Raw genomic sequence first — 26651 nt, forward strand, 5'->3', positions numbered from 1 at the left:
CTGTCCTTAGCTTAAAAAGTGACGCCCATTTTGATACTGAGTTCCGGGTGCTGATCGACATACTTCATATAGCTTTCCGGGCTGGTGGTGAAGGTGACGACCGGGTCGATCAGATCTTCGCAATTGAGATAACCGTTCATCAGCAATTCCCAGCAGGTCTCTTCAATACGCTTGCGGCTCCAGCGCGGATAATCCGGGTTGGGTTCACATGCGCGGGAGAAGACAATTTTGGCGTTGTTGAAGTGTGCTTCGCGACCAAGGTTGAAGCCCGCCGCGAACGGCTTGGCGAAGGCCACGTAGGAGATCGTTCCGCCGTAGGCGAGACCGCGCAGCGCAGATTGCAGCGCATCTGCAAATCCGCTGGTTTCGATGATCACATCCGCGCCCTGCTTGCCGGTCAGTTTCTTAATTTCCAGACCAACATCGGTACCGATTGGGTTCAGGCAGTGGTCTGCACCGTGACGGCGGGCGATCTCACAGCGATGTTCGATAGGATCGACACCAATAACCACTGACGCGCCGGCTTTTTTCGCCAGCTGAACCGCAATCTGGCCAATCGCGCCCAGCCCCACAACCACGACGAAATCCCCTACGCGGACGTTAGCATCACGCACGCCGCTCATGGCGAACTGCGCCGGATCGTAACAAACGGCATTTTTCCAGGATGCGCCCTGCGGCATTTTGCGCAGCTTATAGTTGTTCACCGCGTTAACGATGACCGTTTCCTGCAACGGGCCGTAGCAGCAGACGCTGTCGCCGATCTGGTATTCGGTCACGTCCGCACCACATTCGATGATGTCGCCGACGATCATGTTCCCCAGCTGGAATTTACCAAATTCGATACCGCGCGCTGCACCTTCTTCACGCGGGGTAAACATCTGCCACTCCGCGTTGAACTCTTCATTGATGAACGGGCTTGCCGCGCGGAAATCCACGACTTCAGTACCGTGTTTCGGGGCGCCATAACGGGCACGAATCTTCACCTCATGTGCTGCAACAGGACGATCTTCGTATTCCACCAGCGCCGCTACACGGGGCGCTGTCGCAACTAATTTTTTCATGACTGACTCCTTGTTAAAATCGGCCGCCTCAGCCCTTCACGCCGCCGGCGGTCAAACCACTTTTAATGAAACGTTCAGACAGGGCATACATAATGACGACCGGAAGTGCCGTTACCAGCGATGCAGCCATCATGCGACCCCAGATGTAATCTGGCGTACTGAAGAGCGTGTTCAGCCCGACCGGCAACGTGAAGTTGCTGGCGCTGGACAGGAAAATGGAGGCGAACAGATAGTCATTCCACGCCACCATGAAGCAGTAGACAAAGACCGACACCAGACCCGAGATCGCCAGCGGCACGGTGATGCGGAAGATGATTTGCAGGCGGTTCAGGCCGTCCATCATCGCGGCTTCTTCGATTTCGTCCGGGATGGTGTCGAAATAGCTGCGCAGCATAAAGACCGCGGTAGGCAATGTCTGCGTCACCATGGTGATGATCAGCGCCAGTTCGGTGTCATAAATGCCGAGCGCGGTGATGATTTTGAACAGCGGCACCACCAGCAGGATCCCGGAGAACATATAGACGGTGTAGAAGCTCGCATTGATCGTCGTGCGCCCTTTAAAGCGCAGTTTGGATAACGCATACGCGCCCAGCGTGCCGAGAAACACCGCAATGACCGAGGAGGTCAGCGACACCACCATGCTGTTACGAAAGTAATCCACAAACGGGAAAATCAGCGGGTTAAAGATGTCGATGTAGTGCTGTAGCGTCCACTCCTGCGGCAGAATGGTCGGGTGCAGCGAGATCGCCTCTTTCGCGCTTTTGAACGACGTCATCAACATCACAAAAAATGGAAACAGCGTGATAATCAGAAATAGCGCCAGTCCCAGATAAAAACCGATACGGCCCAGAACGCGTTTATTTGTTGCCATTGAGGTTTACCCTTTTTCTGGTCAGCAGAATGACAGCGAAGATGATCACAAACAGCACAACGGAAATGGCGGCTGCTTTACCCAGGTCATTGAACGCAAAGGCGGTTTTGTAGAGATATACGCCCAGAATGTCGACCTTGGTGGTGAGCAGATAAACATCCGCAAACATGTAGAACATCCAGATGGTTCGCAGCGTGACCACCGTGGCCAGCACCGGCATGATGGCGGGCAACGTCACGATACGAAAACGCTGCCAGGCATTTGCTCCGTCCATCTCTGCCGCTTCGTACAATGATTTATCAATGGTCTGCAAAATCGCGAGGAACGAGATAAAGGCGTACGGGAAGTAACGCCAGATGGCGAACAGGACAACCAGCACAAAACTGCTGCCAGGATTATCGAACCATAGCGGCGCCTGATCGTAGAGATGCAGCAGATCAACGCCCAGATAGTTCACAATCCCGTAGCCGTTGTTGAACATGTATTTCCAGGCAAATACCAGTGAAATAGACGGCGTCACGTAGGACAAAATCACCAGTGAACGTGCCGTTTTCCGCATGCGGAATTCACGGTTAAAGAAGATCGCTACGGCCAGTCCCAGCCCGGTGCTGCCGAGCACGACCAGCGCCGTATACCAGAACGTCATCCACAGGGAGTGCCAGAACGCAGCATCGCCCAGAATGCGAATGTAGTTATCCAGGCCGACGAACACCGCATCAATACGCGGGTTCAGCGGTAAACGTAAAAAACTGATTTCAATGTTGGAAATCATTGGCCAGGCCACCAGGCCCCCCAGCAAAATCAGGCTGGGGGCCAACAGCAGCATGGCGAAAGGCATATCTGAACGACCAGAAAACAACGTCTTCATAATTCCCTTCGCAAAGCGCTCCTATCGTTGTGATATCAGGTCAGTCAGTTTCTTCTGGCTGTTGCTTAACGTCGCATTGAGATCTTTTTGTCCCACCGTCACGTTATGCACCATGGAACTGATAATGCCGGACCCGGTAACGTCTCCCATGCGGGTAAAGTTTTTATCGCCCACGGCGCCAAATACCTGGACGTTCGGGAACTGCGCAATCAGCTCGTAAGGCAGTTGGCCAAAGGCTTTGATCACGTCGTTGTTTTTCCAGCTCTCAGTGCCCACCACGAGTTTGTTCACCGGCAGCGCCGCGCCAGGGGACATCATCACCCAGTCAGACGCGTTTTGAGCGTGCTCCATCCAGGTCACAAATTTTTCTGCCGCCTGCGTTTCCTCTTCGGTCTGGCCGGTCGTGATCGTCAACGAGGTGATCATGCCGTACACGGCTGATGATTTTTCCGTCGGGACCACGAACCCCAGGTTGGCCGGATTGCCATCTTTGTAGACCGCGGGCAGGATATAGGTGGAGTAAACGGCCATAGGCGCAGAGCCGTTCATGAAGGCGTCTTTGATCTCCATGACATCATTGGAGCCCGGCATGGTGTTCGCGGCCAGTGCCCGATAAAACGCCAACGCTTTCGACATTTCAGGGGTATCGATTTTCACGTTGCCGTTTGCATCAAAGACGTTGGCTCCGCCTGACAACGCAAACTGCGAGAAGGCCTGCTCCGTCATGACGCTTTCTGCGGTTGGAAGCGCGATACCGTAATGTTTTTTCGCCGGATCGTTGAGCGCCTGACTGGCTTTCAGCAGTCGCTCCCAGTTGTGCGGTTCTTCGATTCCCGCTGCCGCGAGCGCATCTTTGTGATACCAGACGCCGGACAGCCACGCGCTAACCGGCACCCCCGTCCATGCCTTGCCGTCTTCGGTGCGAACAACGCGTAAAATACCGTCGTAAAAGGTATCTTCACCGACGGCGTTAATCGCGTTGCCGATCGCGTCACGGTCCAGCAGTTGCTCTTTATCCATGACTTTGGCGTAGTCATGGCTGACTTCAATCACTTCCGGCAGCGCGCCGGTACGGGCCAACGTAATGACCTTGGTGTTATAGGCATCTTCCTCAACGGGGACCTGTTTCACCGTAATAGTCGGGTTTTCTTTCTCGAATTTTTCGATCAGTTTCGTAATAACTGCCTGACGCTCCTGTTCTACCGACGAGTGCATAAACTCAATGGTGACCTGAGATGCTTTATCGTCCTTACAGCCTGATAACAGGGCGCACGAAACCAGTGCTGATAACAGCACAATTTTGGGCATTTTCATTTTAGGGTCCTTTTTAGTTTTCTTTAATCCACATTACCTGCCATGGATTGAGGGTCAGTTCCGTACCGCTAATATCTTGTCCTGAGAGTAATTCCCTACCAAAGAGCGTTTGTCCATAAACGGTCTGCATTTTATTGCTAAAATTAAATAATGCTGTCATTCGCTCGCCATTTTCAGCAACACGAACAATTTTAAGAATATGTTCACCGATTGCGTCAAAAATAGCCTGACTATCCGGATGGAACGCACGCTCGCCGCGACGAATAGCAATAAGCTCATTCAAACGAGAATAAATCTGATAACGTAAACTCTTCTTATTATTAAGCTCCCGATCAACCTGACCTGCGGTGTATTTCTTCCTGTTTATCGCGCGATTATATCCGAGACGTTCGACACCTTCATAATCGTTACGCGAACCAAGAATGCTTTGAATATATACAGCCGGTACGCCAGGAAAACTTAACAACACAGCATGCGCCAGGATGAACCGCGCAATGCGCTCATCATCTGAGCTGTCTCGCAAACTCAACGCATCAAGATAGGTGACATTAATTTCATAGGGGCTTCGCGTTCCGTCAGGATTATTTTTCCAGTTGACCAGCGCGCCTTCCTGCTGAAGCTTTTCGACCAGCGAGAGGATCTCTGATTCCGGAAGGATGCCGCGTAACGGGTTCAATCCGATACCATCATGTGAAGCAAGGAAATTAAACCAGGTGGTGTAAGTTGAAGGCAGCGCCAGCGAGCCCGCCCACCGGCACAGGGCTTTAACATCCTGACGATGAACGGCGTGCAGCACCAGCGGTGGTAAGGAAAACTGATAGACCATCTGGGCTTCATTTTCACCATCACCGAAGTAAGAGATATTGTCTTTGTGGGGAACATTTGTCTCAGTGATGATCACCGTTCCAGGCGCCACGGCGTCCGTAATGGTGCGGAACAGCTGGATAAGGCAATGGGTTTGTTCCAGATGAATACAGGTGGTTCCCGGGATCTTCCACATAAACCCGACCGCATCCAGACGGATATAACGCGCCCCTTCCATAAGGTAATGGAGCAGAACGTCAACCATGGCAATCAGCACCTGCGGCGAGGCGAAATTGAGATCGATCTGGTCATCGCTGAATGTGGTCCACAGATGACGAACGCTGCCATCATTAAGCGTAAACGGCGTCAGCAGCGGTAATGCGCGGGGACGCGTCACCGCCGATAAATCGGTTTCGGGATCGACAGAAATAAAGAAATCTTCGTAGCCCGGCTTCTGCGCCAGATAATTAGCAAACCATTCGCTTTTCGCTGACATATGGTTGCAAACGAAGTCAAACATTAAGCTGGCAGACTGTTTTAATTCCGCGACATCTCGCCAGGTTCCGGTTTCAGGTGCAACTTCGTGATAATCAATAACGGAAAATCCATCATCCGACGACCACGGATAAAACGGTAACAGATGGACATGAGAAAACGTGCGAGAAAGCCATTCATTATAGAAACGGGTAAATACCGGCAACGCTTTCTCCCCTTTCGCGGAGAACTGATCGGCATAGGTAATCAGCACAACGTCTTTTTCATCCCAGCCTGACTTACGCTTTTCCGTAATATTAACCGCCGCCTTTTCAAGCTTAGTTAATAACACGTTAAGGTGTGCATCTGAAAATGATTCACCGTAAATATGATTGATAAGTTTTTTAATTTTTGCGTTCACATTATTTTCCATGGTAGCGGTCCCACGGATTGGCAATCTACTCCCATGTAAAATATCTGTCAACGGACCCGGGGGCAGAAAGCGGCAATCTCAGCGCAGCGCAACGCATTATTGTGAGCTGCCGCAAAGAAAGCAGAAAAGCAGAAGAAACGCAGAAGGGAAAGTCATGCCCCTTCTCTGGGCGAGAAAGGGCGTATGCGGGAGGAACTAGCGTGACAGGTAGCGCCGGGAAACGCGTTTTGCCAGCTTCTGTAACAGCGGCTCCAGAGCGACCGCCAGCATCATTCTGACCGGCTTGCGGGCAACAGACTTGATCGCCCAACCCGCCACACCGGCCGGGCCATAACGTAACGCCGTCATCAGAACCAGTTTACCTGCGATTTTCAGGCCGGGTTTTACCTTTTGACCGGCCTGTTGCCAGTTTTGTTTCATGTAAGTTCTCTCTTAAAGCTGACGAAAACGACTTCTCAGCGTAAAGGTATCGGAGGTGACATAACGTTCCATCTCGCGCAATCGCTTCTCCCCTGCGCTCAGCTGTTCATCCACCGCGTTCAGGAGATCGCTGCTGGTTGGCGTGTTCTCCGCATCCAGCTCACCTTCCGGCATAGGATCGAGTACAAACGACAGAATGATGTATGCCACCAGTGTAATAAAGGCCAGGCCGAAGAAAATCGATAATACAGTGACCACACGCACCAGTTTTACCGGAACATCCAGATAGTGCGCCAGCCCGGCGCAAACGCCCCGAACCATGCCCTGCTGTGGGATCCGCCACAGTTTTTTATTCAGATTCAGTCCAGCCATTACCGTTCCCTCCAGTTCGGGTGTTCCGCGTCCAGGATCGCTTCCAGCGCCTGAATACGTTCGCGCATTTTATTTGCCTCGGCAGAGAGCTGCGCCAGCCGCTGTTGTTCACTCTGCGACAGCTCACCGCGTGAAGAGCGGTTGCTGTAGTGCAGCCATAACCAGATGGGCAGAACAAACAGCACGAAAATGGTCAGGGGTATAGCCAGAAAAAGCGCGCTCATGTGTACTCCTTGTCTTACGATGCGGCACGCTCAGGTGCCGCAGGAATTATTATTGGTTGTCTTGTTTCATTTTGGCTTTCAGCGCAGCCAGTTGCTCGCTAATTTCATCATCGGCCTTCAGGTCAGCAAACTGCTGATCGAGGGTTTTCTGTTTACCGATGCTGTGGCTCTCGGCTTCCGCTTCCATGTGGTCGATACGACGTTCAAACGATTCGAAACGGGCCATCGCTTCATCCAGCTTGCCGCTGTCCAGCTGGCGACGCACGTCGCGGGACGAGCTTGCAGCCTGGTGGCGCAGCGCCAGAGCCTGTTGACGTGCACGGGTTTCGCTGAGTTTGTTTTCAAGCTCACCAATCTCTTTCTTCATACGCGCCAGAGTATCATCCACCAGCGTCACTTCGTGTTCCAGCGTGGCAACCATGTCGGTCAGCTTCTGCTTCTCAATCAGCGCAGCGCGAGCCAGATCTTCTTTATCTTTACGCAGCGCCAGTTCCGCTTTTTCCTGCCATTCGTTAAGCTGGGCAGTTGCCTGCTCGATACGACGCGTTAACTGCTTTTTCTCTGCCAGCGCGCGGGCGGAGGTGGAGCGTACTTCAACCAGCGTGTCTTCCATCTCCTGAATCATCAGGCGCACCAGCTTCTGCGGATCTTCCGCTTTCTCCAGCAGCGAGTTGATGTTGGCGTTCACGATGTCGGCAAAACGAGAAAAAATACCCATAATTCAATCCTCATAGTTCTGTTATCGGGCGATGCCCTGCTGAGTAGTTAATACAAATCCCATGCCAACTTTTTATCTTATTGATTTTACTGAGTGTGATTGATATTTATCCAGCCAGCGGCTATTCTCACCTGGTGAATATCACTAAGGAGTGGTTAATTTCATCATGGCTGAATATAAAGATAATTTGCTTGGCGAGGCCAACAGCTTCCTGGAAGTGCTTGAACAGGTATCGCGCCTCGCGCCGCTGAATAAACCGGTGCTGATTATCGGTGAGCGCGGAACGGGTAAAGAACTTATCGCTAACCGCCTGCACTTTCTTTCTGGCCGCTGGGACGGCCCTTTTATTTCGCTTAACTGCGCGGCGCTGAATGAAAACCTGCTCGACACCGAGCTGTTTGGTCATGAAGCTGGCGCCTTCACCGGCGCACAAAAACGCCATCCCGGACGCTTTGAGCGCGCCGATGGCGGAACGCTCTTTCTCGACGAGCTGGCGACCGCGCCGATGCTGGTGCAGGAAAAGCTGCTGCGCGTCATTGAGTACGGTGAACTGGAACGCGTTGGCGGCAGTCAGCCACTCCAGGTCAACGTTCGCCTGGTGTGCGCCACCAACGCCGACCTGCCCGCGATGGTGGCTGAGGACAAATTCCGCGCCGACCTGCTGGACAGGCTGGCTTTCGATGTTGTACAGCTGCCGCCGCTGCGGGAGCGGCGCAGCGATATCATGCTGCTGGCCGATCAATTTGCCATTCAGATGTGCCGGGAACTGGGTCTGCCTCTCTTTCCGGGCTTCAGCGAACGGGCCACCGGGACCCTGCTCGGTTACCACTGGCCGGGCAATATTCGTGAACTGAAAAACGTGGTGGAACGGTCCGTTTACCGGCATGGCAGCAGCGAGACCGAACTGGACAACATTATTCTCGATCCTTTTCGGCGCGAGGAGAAACAGCTCCCTGCTCCGGCGACGCGCCAGCAGGCTCCGGCGTTGCCGCTCGATTTACGCCAGTTCCAGCATCAGCAGGAGCAACAGCTGCTTGAGCAGAGCCTGAAAGAGGCGAAATATAATCAGAAACGGGCAGCTGAACTGCTGGGCCTGACCTACCATCAGTTAAGGGCATTGCTCAAAAAACATCAAATGCGCTGACATTATCAGCACTTACCCCCAGACATTTTTACGAAGCAGGCGTAAGTGCGATACACTTTGCAGATCGAATCTAAAAACCTTAAAAACTATGCGCCTGGTTTTATCGTCCCTGTTTGCACTCGGTTTGTTCAGCAATCTGGCCTTTGCTGCGCCCGATCGCGCTGTGCCTCCTGATATCCGTGATAGTGGTTTCGTCTACTGCGTCAGCGGTCAAGTTGATATTTTTAATCCGCAAAAAGCGGGGAGTGGCCTGATTGTCGATACGCTGGCCGCACAGCTCTACGATCGCCTGCTCGACGTCGATCCTTATACCTATCGGCTGGTTCCGGAGCTTGCTGAAAGTTGGGAAGTGCTTGATAACGGCGCCACATACCGCTTTCGTCTACGCGATGATGTCGCATTTCAGCACACCCCGTGGTTTACCCCAACCCGTAAGCTCAACGCGGATGACGTGGTTTTCACCTTCCAGCGCATATTCAACCGCAATCATCCGTGGCATAACGTTAATGGCGGGAACTTCCCCTATTTCGACAGTCTGCAATTCGCGGACTCGGTCAAAAGCGTTCGCAAACTGGATAACCGTACGGTTGAGTTTCGTCTGAATCGCCCGGATGCCTCCTTCCTCTGGCATCTGGCGACGCACTACGCCTCGGTCATGTCAGCCGAATACGCGGATCAGCTGACGAAAAAGGATCGTCAGGAACGTCTCGATCGTGAGCCTGTAGGCACCGGTCCGTTCCAGTTAGCAGAGTACCGCGCCGGACAATACATTCGCCTGCAACGCCACGATCGTTTCTGGCGCGGCAAGCCGCTGATGCCGCAGGTTATTGTTGATCTGGGTTCAGGTGGAACAGGCCGACTCTCCAAACTGCTGACCGGCGAGTGCGATGTGCTTGCCTGGCCTGCGGCCAGCCAGTTGACCATTTTGCGCGACGACCCACGCCTGCGCCTGACCCTGCGCCCGGGCATGAACATCGCTTATCTGGCGTTTAACACCGATAAGCCGCCGCTGAATAATCCGGCCGTGCGCCATGCGCTGGCGTTAGCGATCAACAACCAGCGTCTGATGCAGTCGATTTACTACGGTACCGCGGAAACCGCCGCCTCTATTCTTCCGCGCGCCTCCTGGGCCTATGACGGCGAGGCGAAGATTACGGAATATAATCCGGCGAAAGCGCGCGAACAGCTTAAAGCGCTGGGGGCAGAAAACCTGACGCTACAGCTGTGGGTGCCCACCAGCTCTCAGGCGTGGAACCCCAGCCCGCTAAAAACGGCGGAGCTGTTGCAGGCTGATATGGCGCAGGTGGGCGTTAAGGTGATCATCGTGCCTGTCGAAGGCCGTTTCCAGGAGGCGCGTCTGATGGACATGAATCACGACTTAACGCTGGCTGGCTGGTCCACCGACAGTAACGACCCGGACAGCTTCTTCCGTCCGCTGCTGAGCTGTGCGGCAATCAACTCCCAGACCAACTACGCCCACTGGTGTAACCGGGAATTTGATGCCGTGCTGCAAAAAGCGCTGGCGTCTCAACAGCTTGCCTCACGCATTGAGGCCTACGATGAAGCGCAAAATATTCTGGCCAGAGAACTTCCCGTGTTGCCGCTTGCCTCTTCCCTGCGCCTCCAGGCCTACCGTTACGATATTAAAGGGCTGGTACTCAGCCCGTTTGGTAACGCCTCCTTCGCGGGCGTGACCCGTGAGAAAGAACAAGAGGTGAAGAAACCATGATTATATTTACCTTGCGTCGGCTACTGTTACTGCTGGTGACCCTGTTCTTCCTGACCTTTGTCGGCTTTAGCCTGAGCTACTTTACGCCGCACGCCCCGCTTCAGGGCTCATCTCTCTGGGACGCCTGGCTGTTCTGGTTTAATGGCCTGCTGCACTGGGATTTTGGCGTGTCCAGCATCAACGGACAGCTCATCTCCGAACAGCTGAAAGTGGTTTTCCCGGCCACCATGGAGCTGTGTATACTCGCCTTTGGCTTTGCCCTCATGGTGGGGATCCCGGTGGGAATGCTGGCGGGAATTTATCGTAATAAATGGCAGGATAAATTTATTAGTGCGCTTGCCTTAATTGGCTTTTCCATTCCTGTTTTCTGGCTGGCGCTGCTGCTTACCCTCTTCTTCTCACTGACGTTAGGCTGGCTGCCGGTATCTGGCCGTTTTGACCTGCTGTATAACGTGCAAACGGTGAGCGGCTTCGCCATCGTTGACGCCTGGCTTTCTGATTCAGTCTGGCGCGACGAAATGATCGTGAGCGCGCTGCGCCACATGGTGCTGCCAGTGCTTACGCTGGCCGTCGCGCCGACGACCGAAGTGATCCGCCTGATGCGCATCAGCACTATCGACGTCTTCGATCAAAACTATGTGAAAGCCGCCGCCACGCGCGGACTGTCTCGCCTGACGATTTTACGTCGCCATGTGCTGCACAATGCGTTGCCCCCCGTAATCCCACGTCTTGGGCTGCAATTCTCAACCATGCTGACGCTGGCAATGATCACCGAGATGGTTTTCAGCTGGCCGGGCCTTGGGCGCTGGATGATCAACGCCATTCGCCAGCAGGATTACGCGGCGATCTCCGCCGGCGTGATGGTGATTGGCTCGCTGGTCATTATTGTTAACGTTATTTCCGATATCTTGGGTGCCATGGCCAACCCATTGAAGCATAAGGAATGGTATGCCTTACGATAACGTCTACAGCGAAAAGCGCACGCCCGGTGCGCTACGCACCGTGTGGCGTAATTTTTACGGCGACACCACGGCGATGATCGGCTTTTACGGCTGCATTGGCCTCGTGTTGCTGTGCGTTTTGGGTTCGTGGTTTGCACCGTATGGCATCGATCAGCAGTTCCTTGGCTATCAGCTTTTACCGCCGTCGTGGTCGCGCTACGGGGAGGTTTCCTTCTTCCTGGGGACTGACGATCTCGGACGCGACGTGCTAAGTCGTTTGCTGAGCGGCGCCGCACCTACGGTGGGCGGCGCGTTCGTGGTCACCCTGGCTGCCGCGATCTGCGGCCTGGCGCTGGGCATTTTTGCCGGCTCAACCCACGGGCTGCGGTCGGCCGTGCTTAACCATATTCTTGATACCCTGCTCTCTATTCCTTCGCTGCTGCTGGCGATTATCGTCGTGGCCTTCGCGGGGCCACACCTCACCCATGCGATGTTCGCCGTCTGGCTGGCCATTCTGCCGCGCATGGTGCGCTCGGTTTACAGCCTGGTTCACGACGAGCTGGAGAAAGAGTATGTCGTTGCCGCCCGCCTGGATGGCGCCACCACGTTTAATATTTTGTGGTTTGCCGTGCTGCCTAACATTGCCGCCGGGCTGGTGACGGAGATCACCCGCGCCCTGTCGATGGCGATTCTGGATATCGCAGCGCTGGGCTTCCTGGACCTTGGCGCGCAGCTCCCCTCCCCGGAATGGGGCGCTATGCTTGGCGATGCGCTGGAGCTGATTTACGTTGCGCCGTGGACGGTCATGCTGCCGGGCGCGGCCATCATGGTGAGCGTGCTGCTCGTTAACCTGCTGGGCGACGGGATCCGCCGCGCAATCAATGCGGGGGTGCAATAATGCCGTTACTCGATATCCGCAACCTCACGATCGAAATTAAAACGGGCGAAGGCTGGGTCAAGGCCGTGGATCGCATCAGTATTACGCTCGCAGAGGGCGAAATCCGCGGGCTGGTGGGCGAATCGGGTTCAGGGAAAAGTCTGATCGCCAAGGCCATTTGCGGCGTGGCGAAGGACAACTGGCGGGTGACCGCCGATCGTATGCGCTTCGACGACATCGATCTGTTGCGTCTCTCCCCGCGCGAACGCCGTAAACTGGTGGGCCATAACGTCTCGATGATTTTCCAGGAGCCGCAATCCTGTCTCGACCCGTCCGAGCGCGTCGGGAAACAGCTGATGCAGAACATTCCCGGCTGGACCTATAAAGGCCGCTGGTGGCAGCGTTTCGGCTGGCGTAAACGCCGTGCCATTGAGCTGTTGCACCGTGTCGGGATCAAAGACCATAAAGACGCGATGCGCAGTTTCCCCTACGAACTGACCGACGGTGAATGCCAGAAAGTGATGATTGCCATCGCCCTGGCGAATCAGCCGCGTCTGCTGATTGCGGACGAACCGACGAACGCGATGGAGCCAACCACCCAGGCGCAGATTTTCCGCCTGCTCACGCGTCTGAATCAAAATAACAACACCACTATTTTGTTGATCAGCCACGACCTGCAAATGCTGAGCAAGTGGGCGGATAAAATTGACGTAATGTATTGCGGCCAGACGGTAGAAACCGCGCCAAGCGAAGACCTGGTGACAACGCCGCATCATCCCTACACGCAGGCGCTGATCAGGGCGATCCCGGACTTTGGCAGCGCGATGCCGCACAAAAGCCGTCTGAATACGCTGCCTGGCGCGATACCGCTGCTGGAATCGCTGCCCATTGGCTGCCGTCTGGGTCCGCGTTGCCCGTATGCTCAGCGTAAATGTATCGAAACACCGCGCCTGACAGGGCCGAAAAACCATCTGTTTGCCTGTCATTTCCCGCTGAACATGGAGAGAGAGTGAAATGGTCGAAACCTTACTGGAAGTACGTAACCTGAGTAAGACCTTTCGCTATCGCACCGGCCTGTTTCACCGTCAGACCGTCGAGGCTGTTAAACCGCTGAGCTTTACGCTGCGCGAAAAGCAGACGCTGGCGATTATCGGTGAAAACGGCTCGGGCAAATCGACCCTGGCAAAAATGCTCGCGGGTATGGTCGAGCCGAGCGGCGGTGAAATACTGATTGACGATCATCCTCTGGAATTTGGGGACTACTCTTTTCGCAGTCAGCGCATCCGGATGATTTTTCAGGATCCGTCGACGTCCCTGAACCCGCGTCAGCGTATTTCCCAGATTCTGGATTTCCCGCTGCGGTTGAATACCGACCTGGAGCCGGAAGCGCGTCGCAAACGGATTGTCGAAACCCTGCGTCTGGTAGGCCTCCTGCCCGACCATGTCAGCTATTACCCGCACATGCTGGCCCCTGGCCAAAAACAGCGTCTCGGTCTGGCCCGCGCGCTGATCCTGCGCCCGAAGGTCATCATCGCCGACGAAGCGCTGGCGTCGCTGGATATGTCGATGCGTTCGCAGCTCATTAACCTGATGCTGGAGTTACAGGAAAAACAGGGGATCTCGTATATCTACGTGACTCAGCACCTGGGCATGATGAAGCACATCAGCGATCAGGTGCTGGTAATGCACCAGGGAGAAGTTGTTGAGCGCGGCAGTACCGCTGACGTGCTGGCCTCCCCGCTCCACGATCTGACAAAACGCCTGATTGCCGGCCACTTTGGTGAAGCGTTGACAGCGGACGCGTGGCGTAAAGATCGTTAGCCGCTGCGTAACCCGCTTGCCAGCAGAGTAAACACCTCTATGGCATGCGGGAGAGTCTTCTGCGGTTCATCACTCGCGGCAATCAGCAGAGCCGCATTCAGAGCAGCGCCATTCAGCAGATGGGCTGCGACTCTGGCATCCATCTTTTTGATTACGTTGCACTCCATCATTTTTTCGATGGTCTGACGGGTCGACTCAAGGCAGCTGTTCTGGCTGGGCCATTGCGCCGGGTCGCCCAGAACAGCCGGGCCGTCAAGGAGGACGATACGCTGAACTTCCGGAACGAGCGCCATTTTGATATAGGCGATGCCCTCCGCCAGCAGTCGCTCCCAGTCATCTTCGGCGGCGGCGGCAATCGCTTTTGCGTTTGCTGCCATTTCGCTGTCTATCTGCGCGACCACCGCCGCCAGTAATCCCTTCTTGTCGTTGAAATTATGATATAGCGCGCCGCGTGTTAACCCCACGCTTGCCGTGAGTTCATCCATTGACGCTGCGGCATAGCCTTTTTCAGCAAATGCCTTTCGCGCCGCCTGAATCATTTTCTCGCGATTTTCCTGGGCCGTTTCAGCGCGACGTTTTGTAGCCATGCGACTTCCTTAATTAAGCGATAACTATAATTTGACATACGCGACGTATGTGAATTACATTTTTCACATACATCGCGTATGTTACTTCTACCGCGTAAGCACAACAATACCTCTGACAGAAAAGGAAAAGCCATGCCTTCACGTGATCCCGTCTTCCCGGCTAATCGCCATGCCCTCTATGAAGAGCATGGCTATTCAGCTGCAATCCGCTCTGGCGATCTGTTATTTGTTTCCGGTCAGGTTGGCAGCCGCAGCGATGGCACACCTGAACCCGACTTTCCCGCTCAGGTGCAGCTGGCGTTCGATAATTTACGGGCGATCCTGGCAGCCGCGGGATGTACTTTTGACGATCTGATTGATGTCACGACGTTTCATACCGATCCTGAAAACCAGTTCCCCGTTATCATGGAGGCGAAAAAACTGGCATTTCCCCACGCTCCTTACCCAAACTGGACAGCAATAGGCGTTAACTGGCTTGCGGGTTTTGATTTCGAAATTAAGGTTATCGCCAGAATCCCCTCGTCAGCGAATTAAGATCCGGCTGTATAAGCGTGAAGCTCCGGGCAGTCTCTGGTTGGATGAGGCGAACCCCGCGTGCGGTGATATACTGCTGAAATACACACGAAACAGCCTGATGAAGAGTCAGTTCAACCTCTTCCGTGAGCCCATTCACGGCGCAGGAGCGAAAAATATCGTGACACATGGGGCTGTGAGTGGGCTATAATTTCGAGCTAATTTCGAATGATTTTGAAATACTGCCTGTAACGCTATGAATTACAAGGCAAAATAAGCAATGAATATAAGGATTAAAGCTATGGGTTTTCTTTCCGGTAAGCGCATTCTGGTGACTGGCGTTGCCAGCAAACTGTCCATCGCATACGGCATCGCACAGGCAATGCATCGCGAAGGCGCTGAGCTGGCGTTCACCTACCAGAACGACAAGCTGAAAGGCCGTGTTGAAGAATTTGCCGCGCAGCTGGGTTCCAGCATTGTTCTGGAATGTGACGTTGCACAAGACGAAAGCATTGATGGCATGTTTGCTGAACTGGCAAAAGCATGGCCGAAATTCGACGGTTTTGTTCACTCCATCGGCTTCGCTCCTGGCGACCAGCTGGACGGCGACTACGTGAACGCGGTTACCCGTGATGGCTTCAAAATCGCCCACGACATCAGCTCCTACAGCTTCGTTGCAATGGCAAAATCCTGCCGCGCGATGCTGAACCCGGGCGCAGCCCTGCTGACTCTGTCCTACCTCGGCGCAGAACGTGCTATCCCTAACTACAACGTTATGGGTCTGGCGAAAGCATCTCTGGAAGCCAACGTGCGCTACATGGCGAACGCGATGGGTCCTGAAGGCGTGCGTGTTAACGCTATTTCTGCGGGTCCAATCCGTACCCTGGCCGCTTCCGGTATCAAAGATTTCCGTAAAATGCTGGCACACTGCGAAGCGGTTACCCCGATTCGTCGTACCGTTACCATCGAAGATGTGGGTAACTCTGCGGCATTCCTGTGCTCTGACCTTTCCGCGGGCATCTCCGGCGAAGTGGTTCACGTTGACGGCGGCTTCAACATCGCTGCAATGAACGAGCTGGAAATCAAATAAGCTTGTCACTCTCTTCCCGCCAGGGAAGAGAGTTTCCTCCCGCCCCTCGTTATTCCGTTCAGCTATTTGTTATCACCTAACAATATTTTTCCCCTCATCCGCCTTACGCCAGGATATTGATCGCCATTTTGAGATCAAGGAACGCCCATGGAACAACGCCGTTTTTCCGGCAAAGGCCACTGGTATCATGAAACCCAGTCGAATCATTCGCAGACGGACGTTCTGCCGCTGGTGCCCGAAGCCGCTAACGTCGACGACCGTTTTTTGCTCGATCTAGCCCTGCCCGATGACATTCTCGCAAGCTGTGTTGGTTGGCTTACGCCTGCCCGAACCCTCTGTCATCTTTTGTTCCCACTTGATACTCCCGTGAACCGTCTGCATACGCTCAGCGCCTACGACAGGCTGAGCACGGCATTAACGGTTGCCCAGGCGTGTGGCGTTCAGCGGCTCTGTAACCACTACGCTGCTCTGCTCGCCCCTCTTCCAGGGCCGGACTCCTCCCGGGAAAGCAATCGACGCCTTGCAGAAATTACCCAGTATGCCCGCCAGTTAGCCAGCTCACCCGATGTCATCGATGATAAAGCCCAAAACCAGCTTGATGAGGTTGGACTCACAACGTATGACATTGTGCTCATCAACCAGATCATCGGCTTTGTCGGTTTTCAGGCGCGAGTGGTCGCGGTATTTCAGGCATTGCTTGGCCATCCGGTACGCTGGCTGCCCGGGCATCACATTCAGCCCCATACGCTGCCGGTCAGCTTCAGCAGATGGACCGCCACCCTACCCGCGGTTGAGCTAAAATATGCCAGTGCGCTTCAGCTTGAGGCGCTCTCACGCTGGCAGGCGGAACCGGCGCTTGAAGCGCTTACTCCTGTGCTGTGTCATGAGCCGATGCTGCTTGATCTGACGGGCGAAATTCTGCTTAACCATCCGCGAAGTGAAGGCCCCGCGTCTTCGATGCTCTCAGCCGCTCGTGCGCTGCTTGTCGCCTCTCCGGATCGCTTTAGCGCCGCCCAGTTAACGCCCCTGACCGGGTCAGGTCTCTCGCCAGAGAAGGCCATCAACCTGCTTACCCGAGATGCATTTTATGGCTGGCTGGACCGTCTGCGCGTGGCGCTCGGCAAAGAGGAATAACCATACTCTTTACCTAAAGAGCGCTTGCTGTAGCAGTGAGATTCGCGTAAAACTGTCAGCCGCTCAATGGCTACGAAAATAGAACATTATGTTTCAGGACAACCCGCTGCTAGCGCAGCTTAAACAGCAACTGCATTCCCAGACGCCGCGTGCAGAAGGGGTCGTAAAAGCCACGGAAAAGGGCTTTGGCTTTCTTGAAGTTGACGGGCAGAAGAGCTACTTCATTCCGCCTCCTCAGATGAAGAAAGTGATGCATGGCGACCGCATTTCGGCCGTTATTCATACCGAAAAGGAACGAGAGTCTGCCGAGCCGGAAGCACTGATCGAACCTTTCCTGACCCGCTTTGTCGGGAAAGTGCATAAAAAAGACGATCGTCTTTCTGTCGTGCCGGACCATCCTCTCCTGAAAGATGCTATTCCGTGCCGCGCCGCGCGTGGCGTTGAGCATGATTTTGTTGAGGGTGACTGGGCGGTTGCTGAGATGCGCCGTCATCCTTTAAAAGGCGATCGCGGTTTTTACGCCGAGCTTACCCAATACATTACCTTCGGCGACGACCATTTCGTCCCATGGTGGGTGACGCTGGCGCGCCACAATCTCGAAAAAGAAGCGCCTGATGGCGTGGCGACTGAAATGCAGGACGAAGGTCTGGAACGTCGCGATCTGACGGCGCTGGACTTTGTCACCATTGACAGCGCCAGCACCGAGGATATGGACGATGCGCTGTATGCCGAAGAGACAGCCGATGGCAAACTGCATCTGACCGTCGCCATTGCCGACCCTACCGCATGGATTGTCGAAGGCAGCAAGCTGGACGAGATGGCCAAAGTGCGTTCGTTCACCAACTACCTGCCGGGCTTTAACATTCCGATGCTGCCGCGTGAACTCTCCGACGATCTTTGCTCGCTGCGTGCGCATGAAGTGCGTCCGGTGCTAGCCTGTCGGATGACCATTGCGGCTGACGGTACCATTGAAGAAGATATTGAATTCTTCGCCGCCACCATCGAATCCAAAGCCAAGCTGGCCTATGACGACGTGTCCGACTGGCTGGAGAACACGGGCAGCTGGAAACCCGAGTCCGACAACATTGCCGCACAAATTCGTCTGCTGCACCGCGTCTGCCTGAGCCGCAGCGAATGGCGTCAAACTCACGCGCTGGTCTTCAAAGATCGTCCGGACTACCGTTTTGTGCTGGGTGAAAAAGGTGAAGTACTGAATATCGTCGCTGAGCCGCGCCGTATTGCCAACCGCATCGTTGAAGAAGCGATGATTTCCGCCAACATTTGTGCTGCACGCGTGCTGCGCGACAAATTAGGCTTTGGCATTTACAACGTGCACACCGGGTTTGATCCGGCGAACACTGAAGCGCTGGCTGCCCTGCTGAAAACCCATGACGTACACGTCGATCCTGAGGAAGTGCTGACCCTGCAAGGTTTCTGCAAACTGCGCCGCGAGCTGGACGCACAGCCGTCAGGGTTCCTCGACAGCCGTATTCGCCGCTTCCAGTCCTTTGCGGAAATCAGCACCGAGCCAGGCCCGCACTTCGGCCTTGGCCTCGAGGCTTACGCGACCTGGACCTCCCCGATCCGTAAGTACGGCGACATGGTTAACCATCGTCTGCTGAAAGCGATCATCAAAGGGGAATCAGTTGCCCGCCCACAGGATGATACGACATTGCAGATGGCAGAACGTCGCCGTCTCAACCGTATGGCGGAGCGTGATGTCGGCGACTGGTTGTACGCGCGCTTCCTGAATGATAAGGCAGGGACTGACACCCGTTTCCCGGCTGAAATCATTGACATCAGCCGCGGCGGTATGCGCGTTCGTCTGGTGGATAATGGCGCCGTTGCCTTTATTCCTGCCCCGTTCCTGCATGCCGTTCGCGACGAACTGGTTTGTAGCCAGGAAAACGGGACCGTGCAAATTAAAGGCGAAACGGTTTACAAGGTCACTGACGTGATTGATGTCACCATCGCTGAAGTGCGCATGGAAACCCGCAGTATTATCGCGCGCCCTGCCGCCTGATAACCGCGTAAACTTCCGGCCGTTCCGTTAAGGGGTGGCCGGGAGTTCTCACCTGAATTATCTCCCGCAAAATCATCGTTTTTTCTCACACTTTTCTGTTTCCCATCGCCACATTTCGCCAGAATTATCTACAGTAAAAGAGAGCCGTCATTGTCGACTGCAAATGAATAATTTGTGCGCTACTCAGCAGCCGCGGGAGAAAACGTGATGGACGATCTGGAGCAGAATTTGCTGTTTCGTTACATGGGTACGCATAGCCCCTGGTGGCGACTGACAGCAGACAGCAATGCTCTGCATCTTGCTGCCAGTGAAAGCGCTGACATCATTCAGGTGGTTGCGCTGGATGATGAGCAGGCCGCGCTGATCCGCCAGCTCACCGTGATAACCTCCAGCATTGCCATGACCCTGCCCTTGTACGGTGTGGACGTTCCCGTTCATCTTGTCGGCCGTAAAATTAACAAAAATGAGTGGGCAGGAACGGCATCAGCCTGGAACGATACTCCTTCCGTGGCGCGGGACCTGGCGCAGGGGCTCTCCTTCGCCGAACAGGTAGTGTCCGAGGCTAACTCCGTGATTGTGATCCTCGACCAGAACGGGAATATTCAGCGCTTCAACCGTTTAAGTGAAGAATATACGGGCCTGAAGGAACAGGAAGTTATCGGGCAAAACGTGTTCAAACTGTTTATGAGTCGTAGCGAAGCCGCGGCCTCCAAACGCAACATCACCGGTTTTTTTCGTAACGGCAGCTCGTACGAAGTTGAACGCTGGATCAAGACCCGCAAAGGGCAGCGCCTGTTTCTCTTCAGAAATAAATTTGTTCACAGCGGCAGCGGGAAAAATGAAATCTTCCTCATCTGTTCAGGTACCGATATAACCGAAGAGCGTCGGGCCCAGGAGCGCCTGCGCGTACTCGCCAATACGGATACGATTACCGGTTTGCCTAACCGAAACGCCATCCATGAGCTGATCTCTGATGCCATCACCGCTCGGGGTGACACCCAGGTAGGCGTGGTTTATCTCGATCTGGATAACTTTAAAAAAGTGAACGATGCCTATGGGCATATGTTTGGCGACCAGCTGCTACAGGCCGTTGCGCTGGCGATCCTGAGCTGCCTGGACGAAGGACAAACCCTGGCGCGCCTGGGTGGGGATGAGTTTATCGTGCTGGCCACCGATACCTCGCAGGGCGCGCTGGAAGCCATGGCATCGCGCATACTGACCCGACTTCGTCAGCCTTTCCGCATCGGGCTGATAGAGGTTTACACCGGCTGCTCGCTGGGCATCGCGCTTGCGCCCCAGCACGGTAACGATCGCGAAAGCGTCATTCGTAATGCCGACACCGCCATGTACACCGCCAAAGAAAATGGCCGGGGCAAATTCTGCGTCTTCTCGCCAGAGATGAACCAGCGCGTATTTGAATACCTGTGGCTGGATACCAACCTGCGTAAAGCGCTGGATAACGATCAGCTGTTAATCCACTACCAGCCCAAAATAACCTGGCGCGGCGAAGTCAGAAGTCTGGAGGCGCTGGTGCGCTGGCAGTCGCCAGAGCGTGGCCTGATCCCGCCGATGGAATTTATCTCCTATGCTGAGGAGTCAGGGCTGATTGTGCCCCTGGGCCGCTGGGTTATGCTTGATGTGGTGCGCCAGGTGGCGAAATGGCGCGACAAGGGGATCAACCTTCGCGTCGCGGTCAACGTCTCCGCCCGTCAGCTGGCGGACCAGACCATCTTCAGCGACCTGAAGCAGGCGCTGAAAGACCTGAGTTTTGAATACTGCCCGATTGACGTGGAATTGACCGAAAGCTGTCTCATTGAAAATGAAGAGCTGGCCCTGTCAGTGATCCAGCAGTTTAGCCGCCTGGGAGCGCAAATTCACCTGGATGACTTTGGTACGGGGTACTCTTCCCTGTCGCAGCTGGCGCGCTTCCCTATCGATGCCATTAAGCTTGACCAGGCTTTCGTGCGGGACATCCATAAGCAGTCCATTTCACAGTCGCTGGTGCGTGCGATAGTCGCCGTGGCGCAGGCGTTAAATTTGCAGGTCATTGCTGAAGGGGTGGAAAGTGCAAAAGAAGACGCCTTTCTGACGAAGAATGGCGTCAACGAACGGCAGGGTTATCTTTTTGCTAAGCCCATGCCCGCTGCCGCATTCGAGCGATGGCTAAAGCGCTATCAGGCCAGAAATGTCCGTTAGCTGGCTTTGCGTAAGCCCGTCGCCTGATGGCGATTTTGCAGCATAACCAGCCGCTCCATGTAGGCGATATCCTTCGGTTCAAGGCAGAAGGCGGCATCAACCCAATCCTCAGTAATGTCCATCAGCTCGCTTCGTGGAAGTGGCAGCACGCGCGTACGCGCACGCAGCATGGCCCTTACGCCGTTGAGCTTCGGCTGTAGCGTGTCGATAAACGTCCGCACCGAAACATAGCTCTGTAACGGCTCGAATAAGAGATCCACAAGACCATACTGCTCATACCATTCCGCCGTATGCGTCTCACCTTTGTAGATCAGCGCCTCCGCCATTTTCATGCCGGCGCGACGCGCCACCAGTGAATAGCCGCCCATGCCCGGGAACAGATTGAACGCGATTTCCGGAAAGCCTAATCGGGCATCGCGCTGGGCCAGAATGAAATGATGCGCCAGCGCGGCTTCAAACCCGCCCCCTAACGCGCTTCCTTCCACCATAGCCAGCGTGACAGCACCGGTATCAAACCCTCGCGAGGCGGCATGAACGCAGTCCACACAAGCCCGGGCATAGGCGCGTAACGCTTCGCGTCGGTTGTTTTTGATGCACTCAACGAAGAACTGTAAATCACCGCCGGTATTGTAGATGTCGGGGACCAGCGATCCGGTGACCCAAAAATCAACGACAAATCCGGACTGTCGAACCAGCCAGGAGAGATTCATGATCTCCTCGATCAGCGCATGATTGAAGCAAGGCCGTGGCGTGGCACGTAACATCATCCACACCGTACGCCGTTCGGCCTCATAATAAGCCGCCAGTTGAGTGAATCGTTCAGCATCAGTAAACAATGTGCAGGTTGTCTGGTTGATAACTGTCATAGTCGAATTCCTCTTATAAAAAAGCGCGTTGCGCGCAGTTTTAGACTAATCCACCCCTACAACCCGCAGCATACGGGGGCCAAATTTATCACTTTCATTTATGAACTTTGGTTATTGCATTTTTTACCTTCTCTTTTGAATCAATTTTCTGCATCATTGATAATATTAACTTTTCGCTTCAGGGTGAGCTTATGTCTAACATTGATGCAACAGCCGTGGCACAGCGTATTGATACTGTGCTGGATATTCTTGTCGCAGGCGATTATCACTCTGCTATCCGTAACCTTGAAATCCTCAAGTCTGAACTGCTGGCTGAGAACGGCGCTGATAACGCTCCAGAATCCACTCAACCTAAAGCCCCGTGGGAAGTGTAGCCACGTCGTTTCCGCCCTTGCCTTTTAAATGGATGCTATGAATTCCCGACAACAAATCATTTTGCAGATGGTGATCGATCAGGGACGCGTAAGCGTGGTCGATCTCGCTAAAGCCACCGGCGTTTCTGAAGTCACCATTCGTCAGGATCTGAATCTGCTGGAAAAACAGAGCTACCTGCGGCGTGCGCACGGATATGCCGTTCCACTGGACAGCGACGACGTCGAAACCCGCATGATGAACAATTATGCGCTCAAGCGGGAGCTGGCGGAGTTTGCTGCATCCTTAGTGAATAACGGTGAGACCGTCTTTATTGAAAATGGCAGCAGTAACGCTCTTCTGGCGCGCACGCTCGCCGATCAAAAAGACGTTACCATAATCACCGTAAGCAGCTATATCGCCCATCTGTTGAAGGAAACTCAGTGCGAGGTGATACTGCTGGGCGGCATTTACCAGAAGAAAAGCGAAAGCATGGTGGGGCCATTAACGCGTCAATATGTTCAGCAGGTTCACTTCAGTAAAGCATTCATTGGTATTGACGGCTGGCAGCCCGACACCGGCTTTACCGGTCGCGACATGATGCGTTCAGACGTGGTTAACGCAGTGCTCGCCAAAGAGTGTAAAGCGATAGTGCTGACCGACAGCTCTAAGTTTGGCGCCGTACACCCTTATACGATGGGTCCGGCTTCACGCTTCAGCCGTGTGATTACGGATGAGCGTTTGCGCGATGAATATCGCCAGCAATTAGAACAAGACGGCCTGACTGTCGATATTGTGAAAAAAACGGCCTGATTATCCTGCTGCGCCCGAATAATGGGCGCACTTAAACCTTTCACTGAGAGTATTCTGACCCTGCCTTTAAGAGTTTTTACCTGTTGAAACCGTTCTAAACACGTAAAATTAATATTAGCGATATAACAGGAAGTGACTATCACCTGCGTGATGATGAAACGCCTGCGCGACCAGGTTTCACGGGAACAGAATTTAAGTATGGATATTGTCTATACTTAAAGTGCATTCCTTTCCGTGAATCGATAATTCAGGAGAAAGTATTATGACCTTTACCAGCAAAAAATTAGCCGCCGCTGTTCTGGCAATCACTGTAGCAATGTCCCTGAGCGCTTGCTCTAACTGGTCTAAACGTGACCGTAATACCGCGATTGGTGCCGGTGCTGGTGCGCTTGGTGGTGCAGTATTAACGGATGGTAGTACGCTGGGTACATTAGGTGGTGCTGCCGTAGGTGGTGTTATCGGTCACCAGGTGGGCAAATAATCTCCATAACGGCTCTCACCGGTATAATAATATATTTTGTATTTTCAGGTCTGACTTACGCACGTAAAAAAAAGAGCCACGGCAATGTCCGTGGCTCATTTATTTTAGCCGCCCGCCAGTTTAACTTTCATTCCTTTGGCTTCCAGCAGCGTTTTAATTAAATCCCGTTTATCACCCTGAATCTCAATAATGCCGTCTTTTACTGCCCCACCGCATCCGCACTTCTTTTTAAGTTCAGCGGCGAGCTTTACCAGGTCTGCATCATCCAGATCAATGCCAGTGACAAGGCAAACCCCTTTACCTTTCCTGCCGCTGGTCTGCCGCTGAATTCGCACGATACCATCGCCTTTCGGACGTTCAGCTTTCTCTTTTGGCTCTTCAATGCGCCCGGTATCCGTTGAATAGACCAGACGACTGTTGGCGTCACGCATTATGCCCCCTTTTTCAGTGATGCATTAATCGCTTTCAGGGTCTCTGCCGGATGAGCGGATTGCGTCACCGGGCGACCAATCACCATATAGTCTACACCCGCGCTCAGCGCCTGCTCTGGCGTCATGATGCGTCGCTGATCCCCAGACTCGGTGCCTGCCGGACGGATACCTGGCGTTACCAGTTTAAAGTCGCGGCCTAGCACAGATTTGAAGCGAACCGCCTCCTGAGCCGAACAGACCACGCCATCGAGCCCACACTGTTGCGTGAGGCGCGCCAGACGCTCCGCGTGTTCGGCAGGTGACAATGTCACACCCAGGTCGCGCAGGTCGGATTCATCCATACTGGTCAGCACGGTGACGGCGATCAGAAGCGGAGCGTCATTACCAAACGGCACCAGCGCTTCGCGCGCAGCCGTCATCATGCGTGCCCCGCCGGATGCATGAACGTTAACCATCCACACGCCCAGTTCAGCCGCCGCAGCAACGGCGTGCGCAGTGGTATTTGGAATATCATGGAATTTCAGGTCGAGGAAAACGTCGAAGCCACGCTGGTGCAGATCGCGGACGATTGACGGGCCGAACAGCGTAAACATCTCTTTGCCTACTTTCAGACGGCAATCGCGGGGATCAATGCCATCAACAAAGGCCAGTGCGGCGTCACGGTTATTGTAATCCAGAGCGACAACTACGGGAGAATCGGTAACTACGCGGGAAGTGGAGGATGTAACAGACGTCATGACCAGCCCTTTTCGTCTATGGGCGCGCAGCGGCGCGGAACAGATAAACGGCGTGCATTCTACCTGCCCTCGGGGTAAATGAACAGAATCGAATGATTTTCCTGCCGAACCCCAGACCGCACGGTGCTGACGAAATCACTGCAACCATTAGTATGTTGTAACTAAAATGCGGCGTTTTAAAAAATCACTGCCCGTCCAGACCTCGGATTGGCTTAATGGTGGACCACGCCCGGCAGGAAGGGCAATGCCAGTAAAGCGAATAGGCGGTGAAGCCGCATTTCTGGCAGCGATAGCGCGGTTTGCTGCGCACCTGTTCACCCACCATGTCTCGCAGCACCATCAGGCTCTCTTTAGCGCGCCCTTCTTCTGCGTCATTAAGGTGGTAATCCATCAGCTTATGGAATACCCGCATGGTAGGATGACGCTGCAACTGACGGGTAATGTATACCTGGGCGGTATCACTCCCTTCGTGCTCTTCAACGACGTCGGACAGCATCAGCTCGGCTGTGGCACCGGTGTTTTCTTCAACGCAGCGACGCAGAAACGCAACCCACTCGTCCTGCTTACCTAACTGCTGATAGCAGATTTGCAGCATTTCCAGCGTTTCGCTGACCAGCTCTTTGTCCTGATCGATAACGCGAAGCAGGCTCTCCACGGCTTTGGCGTAATCACCGTTAGCCATAAAGACCCGCCCCATCATGATCGAGATGCGCGCGCTGTTGCGATCGGCCGCAGCGCCTTTCTTTAACAATGCCATGGCTTTATCCATGTCATCGCTACCCATCTGCTGGAGAGCCAGCTCGCAATAGAAGTGGGCAATTTCGACGCGTTGTTTGTCTTTACCGAGTTTGACCAGCCGTTCGGCGGTATCAATCGCTTTTTGCCAGTCGCTGGTGGCCTGGTAGATTTGCAGAAGCTGCTGAAGCGCACCGATACGGAAGTCCGTCTCATCCACCAGCTGAGAGAACATATCCTCGGCGCGATCGTAAAGCCCCGCGGCCATGTAATCCCGCCCAAGCTGCTGCACGGCCAGCAACCGTTGCTCATAGGTCAACGAAGCGCTTTCCATCAGGGTCTGGTGGATACGAATGGCACGGTCAACCTCTCCGCGCGAACGGAACAGGTTTCCCAGGGTGAGATGCGCCTCTACGGTGCCGGTATCCTCTTTGAGCATGTCGAGGAACAGATCCACCGCTTTATCCTGCTGATTGCTCAGCAGGAAGTTCACCCCCGCTACGTAGTCACGGGAGAGTCGGTTTGCTTCATCCTGTTTTGTTTGTTGCGCGCTTCTGCGGCCCATATACCAGCCATAGGCTGCGGCGACAGGCAAAAGCAGAAACAACAACTCCAGCATATTC

28 protein-coding genes are annotated in these 26651 nt (G+C 54.2%); 14 read left to right on the forward strand and 14 right to left on the reverse strand.

The genetic code is table 11. The features are described 5' to 3' along the window. Positions 1 to 11: 11 nt before the first annotated feature. The 9 genes from ACOTY5_RS07390 to pspA all read right to left on the reverse strand — a co-directional run bounded on the left by ACOTY5_RS07390 (position 12) and on the right by pspA (position 7559). A complete protein-coding gene (locus ACOTY5_RS07390) occupies positions 12 to 1061 on the reverse strand; it encodes a zinc-dependent alcohol dehydrogenase (protein WP_062933957.1) in 1050 nt (349 codons plus the stop codon). 28 nt (positions 1062 to 1089) lie between these two features. Beyond that, on the reverse strand, positions 1090 to 1932 hold the full coding sequence (locus ACOTY5_RS07395; RefSeq protein WP_015570402.1) for a carbohydrate ABC transporter permease: 843 nt from the start codon (positions 1930 to 1932) through the stop codon (positions 1090 to 1092). Beyond that, the gene (locus ACOTY5_RS07400; RefSeq protein ID WP_003856862.1) at positions 1919 to 2800 is read right to left on the reverse strand and encodes a carbohydrate ABC transporter permease; all 882 of its coding nucleotides are present in this window, start codon (positions 2798 to 2800) and stop codon (positions 1919 to 1921) included. The genes ACOTY5_RS07395 and ACOTY5_RS07400 overlap by 14 nt, the downstream gene beginning before the upstream one ends. A 21-nt stretch (positions 2801 to 2821) precedes the next feature. Next, positions 2822 to 4114, reverse strand: a complete 1293-nt coding sequence (locus ACOTY5_RS07405; RefSeq protein WP_062933958.1) for an ABC transporter substrate-binding protein — start codon at positions 4112 to 4114, stop codon at positions 2822 to 2824. 13 nt (positions 4115 to 4127) lie between these two features. Next, entirely contained in the window at positions 4128 to 5825 is a 1698-nt protein-coding gene (locus tag ACOTY5_RS07410) for a sugar phosphorylase (protein ID WP_045142572.1), read from the reverse strand. A gap of 195 nt (positions 5826 to 6020) precedes the next feature. Continuing rightward, positions 6021 to 6245: a phage shock protein PspD gene (gene pspD / locus ACOTY5_RS07415; protein ID WP_003856857.1), complete on the reverse strand. Its 225-nt coding sequence runs from the start codon at positions 6243 to 6245 to the stop codon at positions 6021 to 6023. 12 nt (positions 6246 to 6257) lie between these two features. Beyond that, on the reverse strand, positions 6258 to 6617 hold the full coding sequence (gene pspC / locus ACOTY5_RS07420) for an envelope stress response membrane protein PspC (RefSeq protein WP_006810819.1): 360 nt from the start codon (positions 6615 to 6617) through the stop codon (positions 6258 to 6260). Then, positions 6617 to 6841, reverse strand: a complete 225-nt coding sequence (gene pspB, locus ACOTY5_RS07425; RefSeq protein WP_003856853.1) for an envelope stress response membrane protein PspB — start codon at positions 6839 to 6841, stop codon at positions 6617 to 6619. The genes pspC and pspB overlap by 1 nt, the downstream gene beginning before the upstream one ends. A 49-nt stretch (positions 6842 to 6890) precedes the next feature. Further along, positions 6891 to 7559, reverse strand: coding sequence for a phage shock protein PspA (gene pspA, locus ACOTY5_RS07430; protein ID WP_015570399.1), 669 nt, complete (start codon positions 7557 to 7559; stop codon positions 6891 to 6893). 151 nt (positions 7560 to 7710) lie between these two features. On the opposite strand from pspA, the gene pspF reads away from it, so the two are divergent. The 6 genes from pspF to sapF all read left to right on the forward strand — a co-directional run bounded on the left by pspF (position 7711) and on the right by sapF (position 14071). Next, positions 7711 to 8703, forward strand: a complete 993-nt coding sequence (gene pspF / locus ACOTY5_RS07435) for a phage shock protein operon transcriptional activator (RefSeq protein ID WP_165602362.1) — start codon at positions 7711 to 7713, stop codon at positions 8701 to 8703. A gap of 88 nt (positions 8704 to 8791) precedes the next feature. After that, complete coding sequence (gene sapA / locus ACOTY5_RS07440; RefSeq protein WP_017383082.1) at positions 8792 to 10432, forward strand: ABC transporter substrate-binding protein SapA; 1641 nt, start codon at positions 8792 to 8794, stop codon at positions 10430 to 10432. Next, positions 10429 to 11394, forward strand: coding sequence for a putrescine export ABC transporter permease SapB (sapB, locus tag ACOTY5_RS07445; protein WP_017383081.1), 966 nt, complete (start codon positions 10429 to 10431; stop codon positions 11392 to 11394). The genes sapA and sapB overlap by 4 nt, the downstream gene beginning before the upstream one ends. Then, positions 11381 to 12271, forward strand: coding sequence for a putrescine export ABC transporter permease SapC (gene sapC / locus ACOTY5_RS07450; protein WP_003856843.1), 891 nt, complete (start codon positions 11381 to 11383; stop codon positions 12269 to 12271). The genes sapB and sapC overlap by 14 nt, the downstream gene beginning before the upstream one ends. After that, a complete protein-coding gene (sapD, locus tag ACOTY5_RS07455) occupies positions 12271 to 13263 on the forward strand; it encodes a putrescine export ABC transporter ATP-binding protein SapD (RefSeq protein ID WP_003856840.1) in 993 nt (330 codons plus the stop codon). The genes sapC and sapD overlap by 1 nt, the downstream gene beginning before the upstream one ends. A 1-nt stretch (position 13264) precedes the next feature. Beyond that, positions 13265 to 14071 carry a putrescine export ABC transporter ATP-binding protein SapF gene (gene sapF, locus ACOTY5_RS07460; protein WP_003856838.1) on the forward strand — a complete coding sequence of 269 codons (807 nt, stop codon included), beginning with the start codon at positions 13265 to 13267 and terminating at the stop codon, positions 14069 to 14071. Here sapF and ACOTY5_RS07465 read toward each other — a convergent pair. Continuing rightward, on the reverse strand, positions 14068 to 14658 hold the full coding sequence (locus ACOTY5_RS07465; protein ID WP_015570397.1) for a TetR/AcrR family transcriptional regulator: 591 nt from the start codon (positions 14656 to 14658) through the stop codon (positions 14068 to 14070). The genes sapF and ACOTY5_RS07465 overlap by 4 nt on opposite strands. Positions 14659 to 14790: 132 nt before the next feature. Here ACOTY5_RS07465 and ACOTY5_RS07470 point away from each other — a divergent pair, with 132 nt between their 5' ends. The 5 genes from ACOTY5_RS07470 (at position 14791) to pdeR (ending at position 21614) form a co-directional block, all read left to right on the forward strand. Next, a complete protein-coding gene (locus ACOTY5_RS07470; protein ID WP_023296708.1) occupies positions 14791 to 15192 on the forward strand; it encodes a RidA family protein in 402 nt (133 codons plus the stop codon). A 280-nt stretch (positions 15193 to 15472) separates the two neighbouring features. Then, complete coding sequence (gene fabI, locus ACOTY5_RS07475) at positions 15473 to 16261, forward strand: enoyl-ACP reductase FabI (protein ID WP_003856831.1); 789 nt, start codon at positions 15473 to 15475, stop codon at positions 16259 to 16261. Between the two features lie 147 nt (positions 16262 to 16408). Beyond that, entirely contained in the window at positions 16409 to 17395 is a 987-nt protein-coding gene (locus ACOTY5_RS07480; RefSeq protein WP_045142570.1) for a CMD domain-containing protein, read from the forward strand. An 88-nt stretch (positions 17396 to 17483) separates the two neighbouring features. Further along, positions 17484 to 19418 carry an exoribonuclease II gene (locus tag ACOTY5_RS07485; RefSeq protein WP_039270613.1) on the forward strand — a complete coding sequence of 645 codons (1935 nt, stop codon included), beginning with the start codon at positions 17484 to 17486 and terminating at the stop codon, positions 19416 to 19418. A 204-nt stretch (positions 19419 to 19622) separates the two neighbouring features. Beyond that, a complete protein-coding gene (pdeR, locus tag ACOTY5_RS07490) occupies positions 19623 to 21614 on the forward strand; it encodes a cyclic di-GMP phosphodiesterase (protein WP_032103394.1) in 1992 nt (663 codons plus the stop codon). Here the strand turns inward: pdeR and ACOTY5_RS07495 are convergent. After that, positions 21611 to 22480, reverse strand: coding sequence for a crotonase/enoyl-CoA hydratase family protein (locus ACOTY5_RS07495; protein WP_017384209.1), 870 nt, complete (start codon positions 22478 to 22480; stop codon positions 21611 to 21613). The two genes, pdeR and ACOTY5_RS07495, sit on opposite strands and share 4 nt — an antisense overlap. A 191-nt stretch (positions 22481 to 22671) precedes the next feature. Between ACOTY5_RS07495 and ACOTY5_RS07500 the strand changes: the two genes are divergently transcribed. From ACOTY5_RS07500 to osmB, 3 genes are all read left to right on the forward strand, one after another. Further along, positions 22672 to 22854 carry a hypothetical protein gene (locus ACOTY5_RS07500; protein ID WP_003856825.1) on the forward strand — a complete coding sequence of 61 codons (183 nt, stop codon included), beginning with the start codon at positions 22672 to 22674 and terminating at the stop codon, positions 22852 to 22854. A gap of 37 nt (positions 22855 to 22891) precedes the next feature. After that, positions 22892 to 23644, forward strand: coding sequence for a DNA-binding transcriptional regulator YciT (locus tag ACOTY5_RS07505; protein WP_421631888.1), 753 nt, complete (start codon positions 22892 to 22894; stop codon positions 23642 to 23644). A 262-nt stretch (positions 23645 to 23906) separates the two neighbouring features. Then, positions 23907 to 24125, forward strand: coding sequence for an osmotically-inducible lipoprotein OsmB (gene osmB / locus ACOTY5_RS07510; protein ID WP_017384212.1), 219 nt, complete (start codon positions 23907 to 23909; stop codon positions 24123 to 24125). Between the two features lie 104 nt (positions 24126 to 24229). Here osmB and yciH read toward each other — a convergent pair whose 3' ends face one another. The 3 genes from yciH to lapB all read right to left on the reverse strand — a co-directional run bounded on the left by yciH (position 24230) and on the right by lapB (position 26647). Then, positions 24230 to 24556, reverse strand: coding sequence for a stress response translation initiation inhibitor YciH (gene yciH, locus ACOTY5_RS07515; RefSeq protein ID WP_003856822.1), 327 nt, complete (start codon positions 24554 to 24556; stop codon positions 24230 to 24232). Next, a complete protein-coding gene (gene pyrF / locus ACOTY5_RS07520; protein ID WP_023296715.1) occupies positions 24556 to 25293 on the reverse strand; it encodes an orotidine-5'-phosphate decarboxylase in 738 nt (245 codons plus the stop codon). Before pyrF ends, yciH begins: the two co-directional genes overlap by 1 nt. 184 nt (positions 25294 to 25477) lie before the next feature. Beyond that, positions 25478 to 26647 (reverse strand): lipopolysaccharide assembly protein LapB, encoded by a 1170-nt coding sequence (gene lapB, locus ACOTY5_RS07525; RefSeq protein WP_045142568.1) that lies wholly within the window; start codon positions 26645 to 26647, stop codon positions 25478 to 25480. Positions 26648 to 26651: the final 4 nt, after the last annotated feature.

The organism is Enterobacter cloacae complex sp. SHL018, assembly GCF_049237905.1.
Classification (GTDB): domain Bacteria; phylum Pseudomonadota; class Gammaproteobacteria; order Enterobacterales; family Enterobacteriaceae; genus Enterobacter; species Enterobacter hormaechei_C.

Bases quoted from the DNA above. Each gene is read 5' to 3' on its own strand.
- ACOTY5_RS07390 (WP_062933957.1), bottom strand. From the start codon at position 1,061: ATGAAAAAATTAGTTGCGACAGCGCCCCGTGTAGCGGCGCTGGTGGAA.
- ACOTY5_RS07395 (WP_015570402.1), bottom strand. From the start codon at position 1,932: ATGGCAACAAATAAACGCGTTCTGGGCCGTATCGGTTTTTATCTGGGA.
- ACOTY5_RS07400 (WP_003856862.1), bottom strand. From the start codon at position 2,800: ATGAAGACGTTGTTTTCTGGTCGTTCAGATATGCCTTTCGCCATGCTG.
- ACOTY5_RS07405 (WP_062933958.1), bottom strand. From the start codon at position 4,114: ATGAAAATGCCCAAAATTGTGCTGTTATCAGCACTGGTTTCGTGCGCC.
- ACOTY5_RS07410 (WP_045142572.1), bottom strand. From the start codon at position 5,825: ATGGAAAATAATGTGAACGCAAAAATTAAAAAACTTATCAATCATATT.
- pspD (WP_003856857.1), bottom strand. From the start codon at position 6,245: ATGAAACAAAACTGGCAACAGGCCGGTCAAAAGGTAAAACCCGGCCTG.
- pspC (WP_006810819.1), bottom strand. From the start codon at position 6,617: ATGGCTGGACTGAATCTGAATAAAAAACTGTGGCGGATCCCACAGCAG.
- pspB (WP_003856853.1), bottom strand. From the start codon at position 6,841: ATGAGCGCGCTTTTTCTGGCTATACCCCTGACCATTTTCGTGCTGTTT.
- pspA (WP_015570399.1), bottom strand. From the start codon at position 7,559: ATGGGTATTTTTTCTCGTTTTGCCGACATCGTGAACGCCAACATCAAC.
- sapA (WP_017383082.1), top strand. From the start codon at position 8,792: ATGCGCCTGGTTTTATCGTCCCTGTTTGCACTCGGTTTGTTCAGCAAT.
- sapB (WP_017383081.1), top strand. From the start codon at position 10,429: ATGATTATATTTACCTTGCGTCGGCTACTGTTACTGCTGGTGACCCTG.
- sapC (WP_003856843.1), top strand. From the start codon at position 11,381: ATGCCTTACGATAACGTCTACAGCGAAAAGCGCACGCCCGGTGCGCTA.
- sapD (WP_003856840.1), top strand. From the start codon at position 12,271: ATGCCGTTACTCGATATCCGCAACCTCACGATCGAAATTAAAACGGGC.
- sapF (WP_003856838.1), top strand. From the start codon at position 13,265: ATGGTCGAAACCTTACTGGAAGTACGTAACCTGAGTAAGACCTTTCGC.
- ACOTY5_RS07465 (WP_015570397.1), bottom strand. From the start codon at position 14,658: ATGGCTACAAAACGTCGCGCTGAAACGGCCCAGGAAAATCGCGAGAAA.
- ACOTY5_RS07470 (WP_023296708.1), top strand. From the start codon at position 14,791: ATGCCTTCACGTGATCCCGTCTTCCCGGCTAATCGCCATGCCCTCTAT.
- fabI (WP_003856831.1), top strand. From the start codon at position 15,473: ATGGGTTTTCTTTCCGGTAAGCGCATTCTGGTGACTGGCGTTGCCAGC.
- ACOTY5_RS07480 (WP_045142570.1), top strand. From the start codon at position 16,409: ATGGAACAACGCCGTTTTTCCGGCAAAGGCCACTGGTATCATGAAACC.
- ACOTY5_RS07485 (WP_039270613.1), top strand. From the start codon at position 17,484: ATGTTTCAGGACAACCCGCTGCTAGCGCAGCTTAAACAGCAACTGCAT.
- ACOTY5_RS07495 (WP_017384209.1), bottom strand. From the start codon at position 22,480: ATGACAGTTATCAACCAGACAACCTGCACATTGTTTACTGATGCTGAA.
- ACOTY5_RS07500 (WP_003856825.1), top strand. From the start codon at position 22,672: ATGTCTAACATTGATGCAACAGCCGTGGCACAGCGTATTGATACTGTG.
- ACOTY5_RS07505 (WP_421631888.1), top strand. From the start codon at position 22,892: ATGAATTCCCGACAACAAATCATTTTGCAGATGGTGATCGATCAGGGA.
- osmB (WP_017384212.1), top strand. From the start codon at position 23,907: ATGACCTTTACCAGCAAAAAATTAGCCGCCGCTGTTCTGGCAATCACT.
- yciH (WP_003856822.1), bottom strand. From the start codon at position 24,556: ATGCGTGACGCCAACAGTCGTCTGGTCTATTCAACGGATACCGGGCGC.
- pyrF (WP_023296715.1), bottom strand. From the start codon at position 25,293: ATGACGTCTGTTACATCCTCCACTTCCCGCGTAGTTACCGATTCTCCC.
- lapB (WP_045142568.1), bottom strand. From the start codon at position 26,647: ATGCTGGAGTTGTTGTTTCTGCTTTTGCCTGTCGCCGCAGCCTATGGC.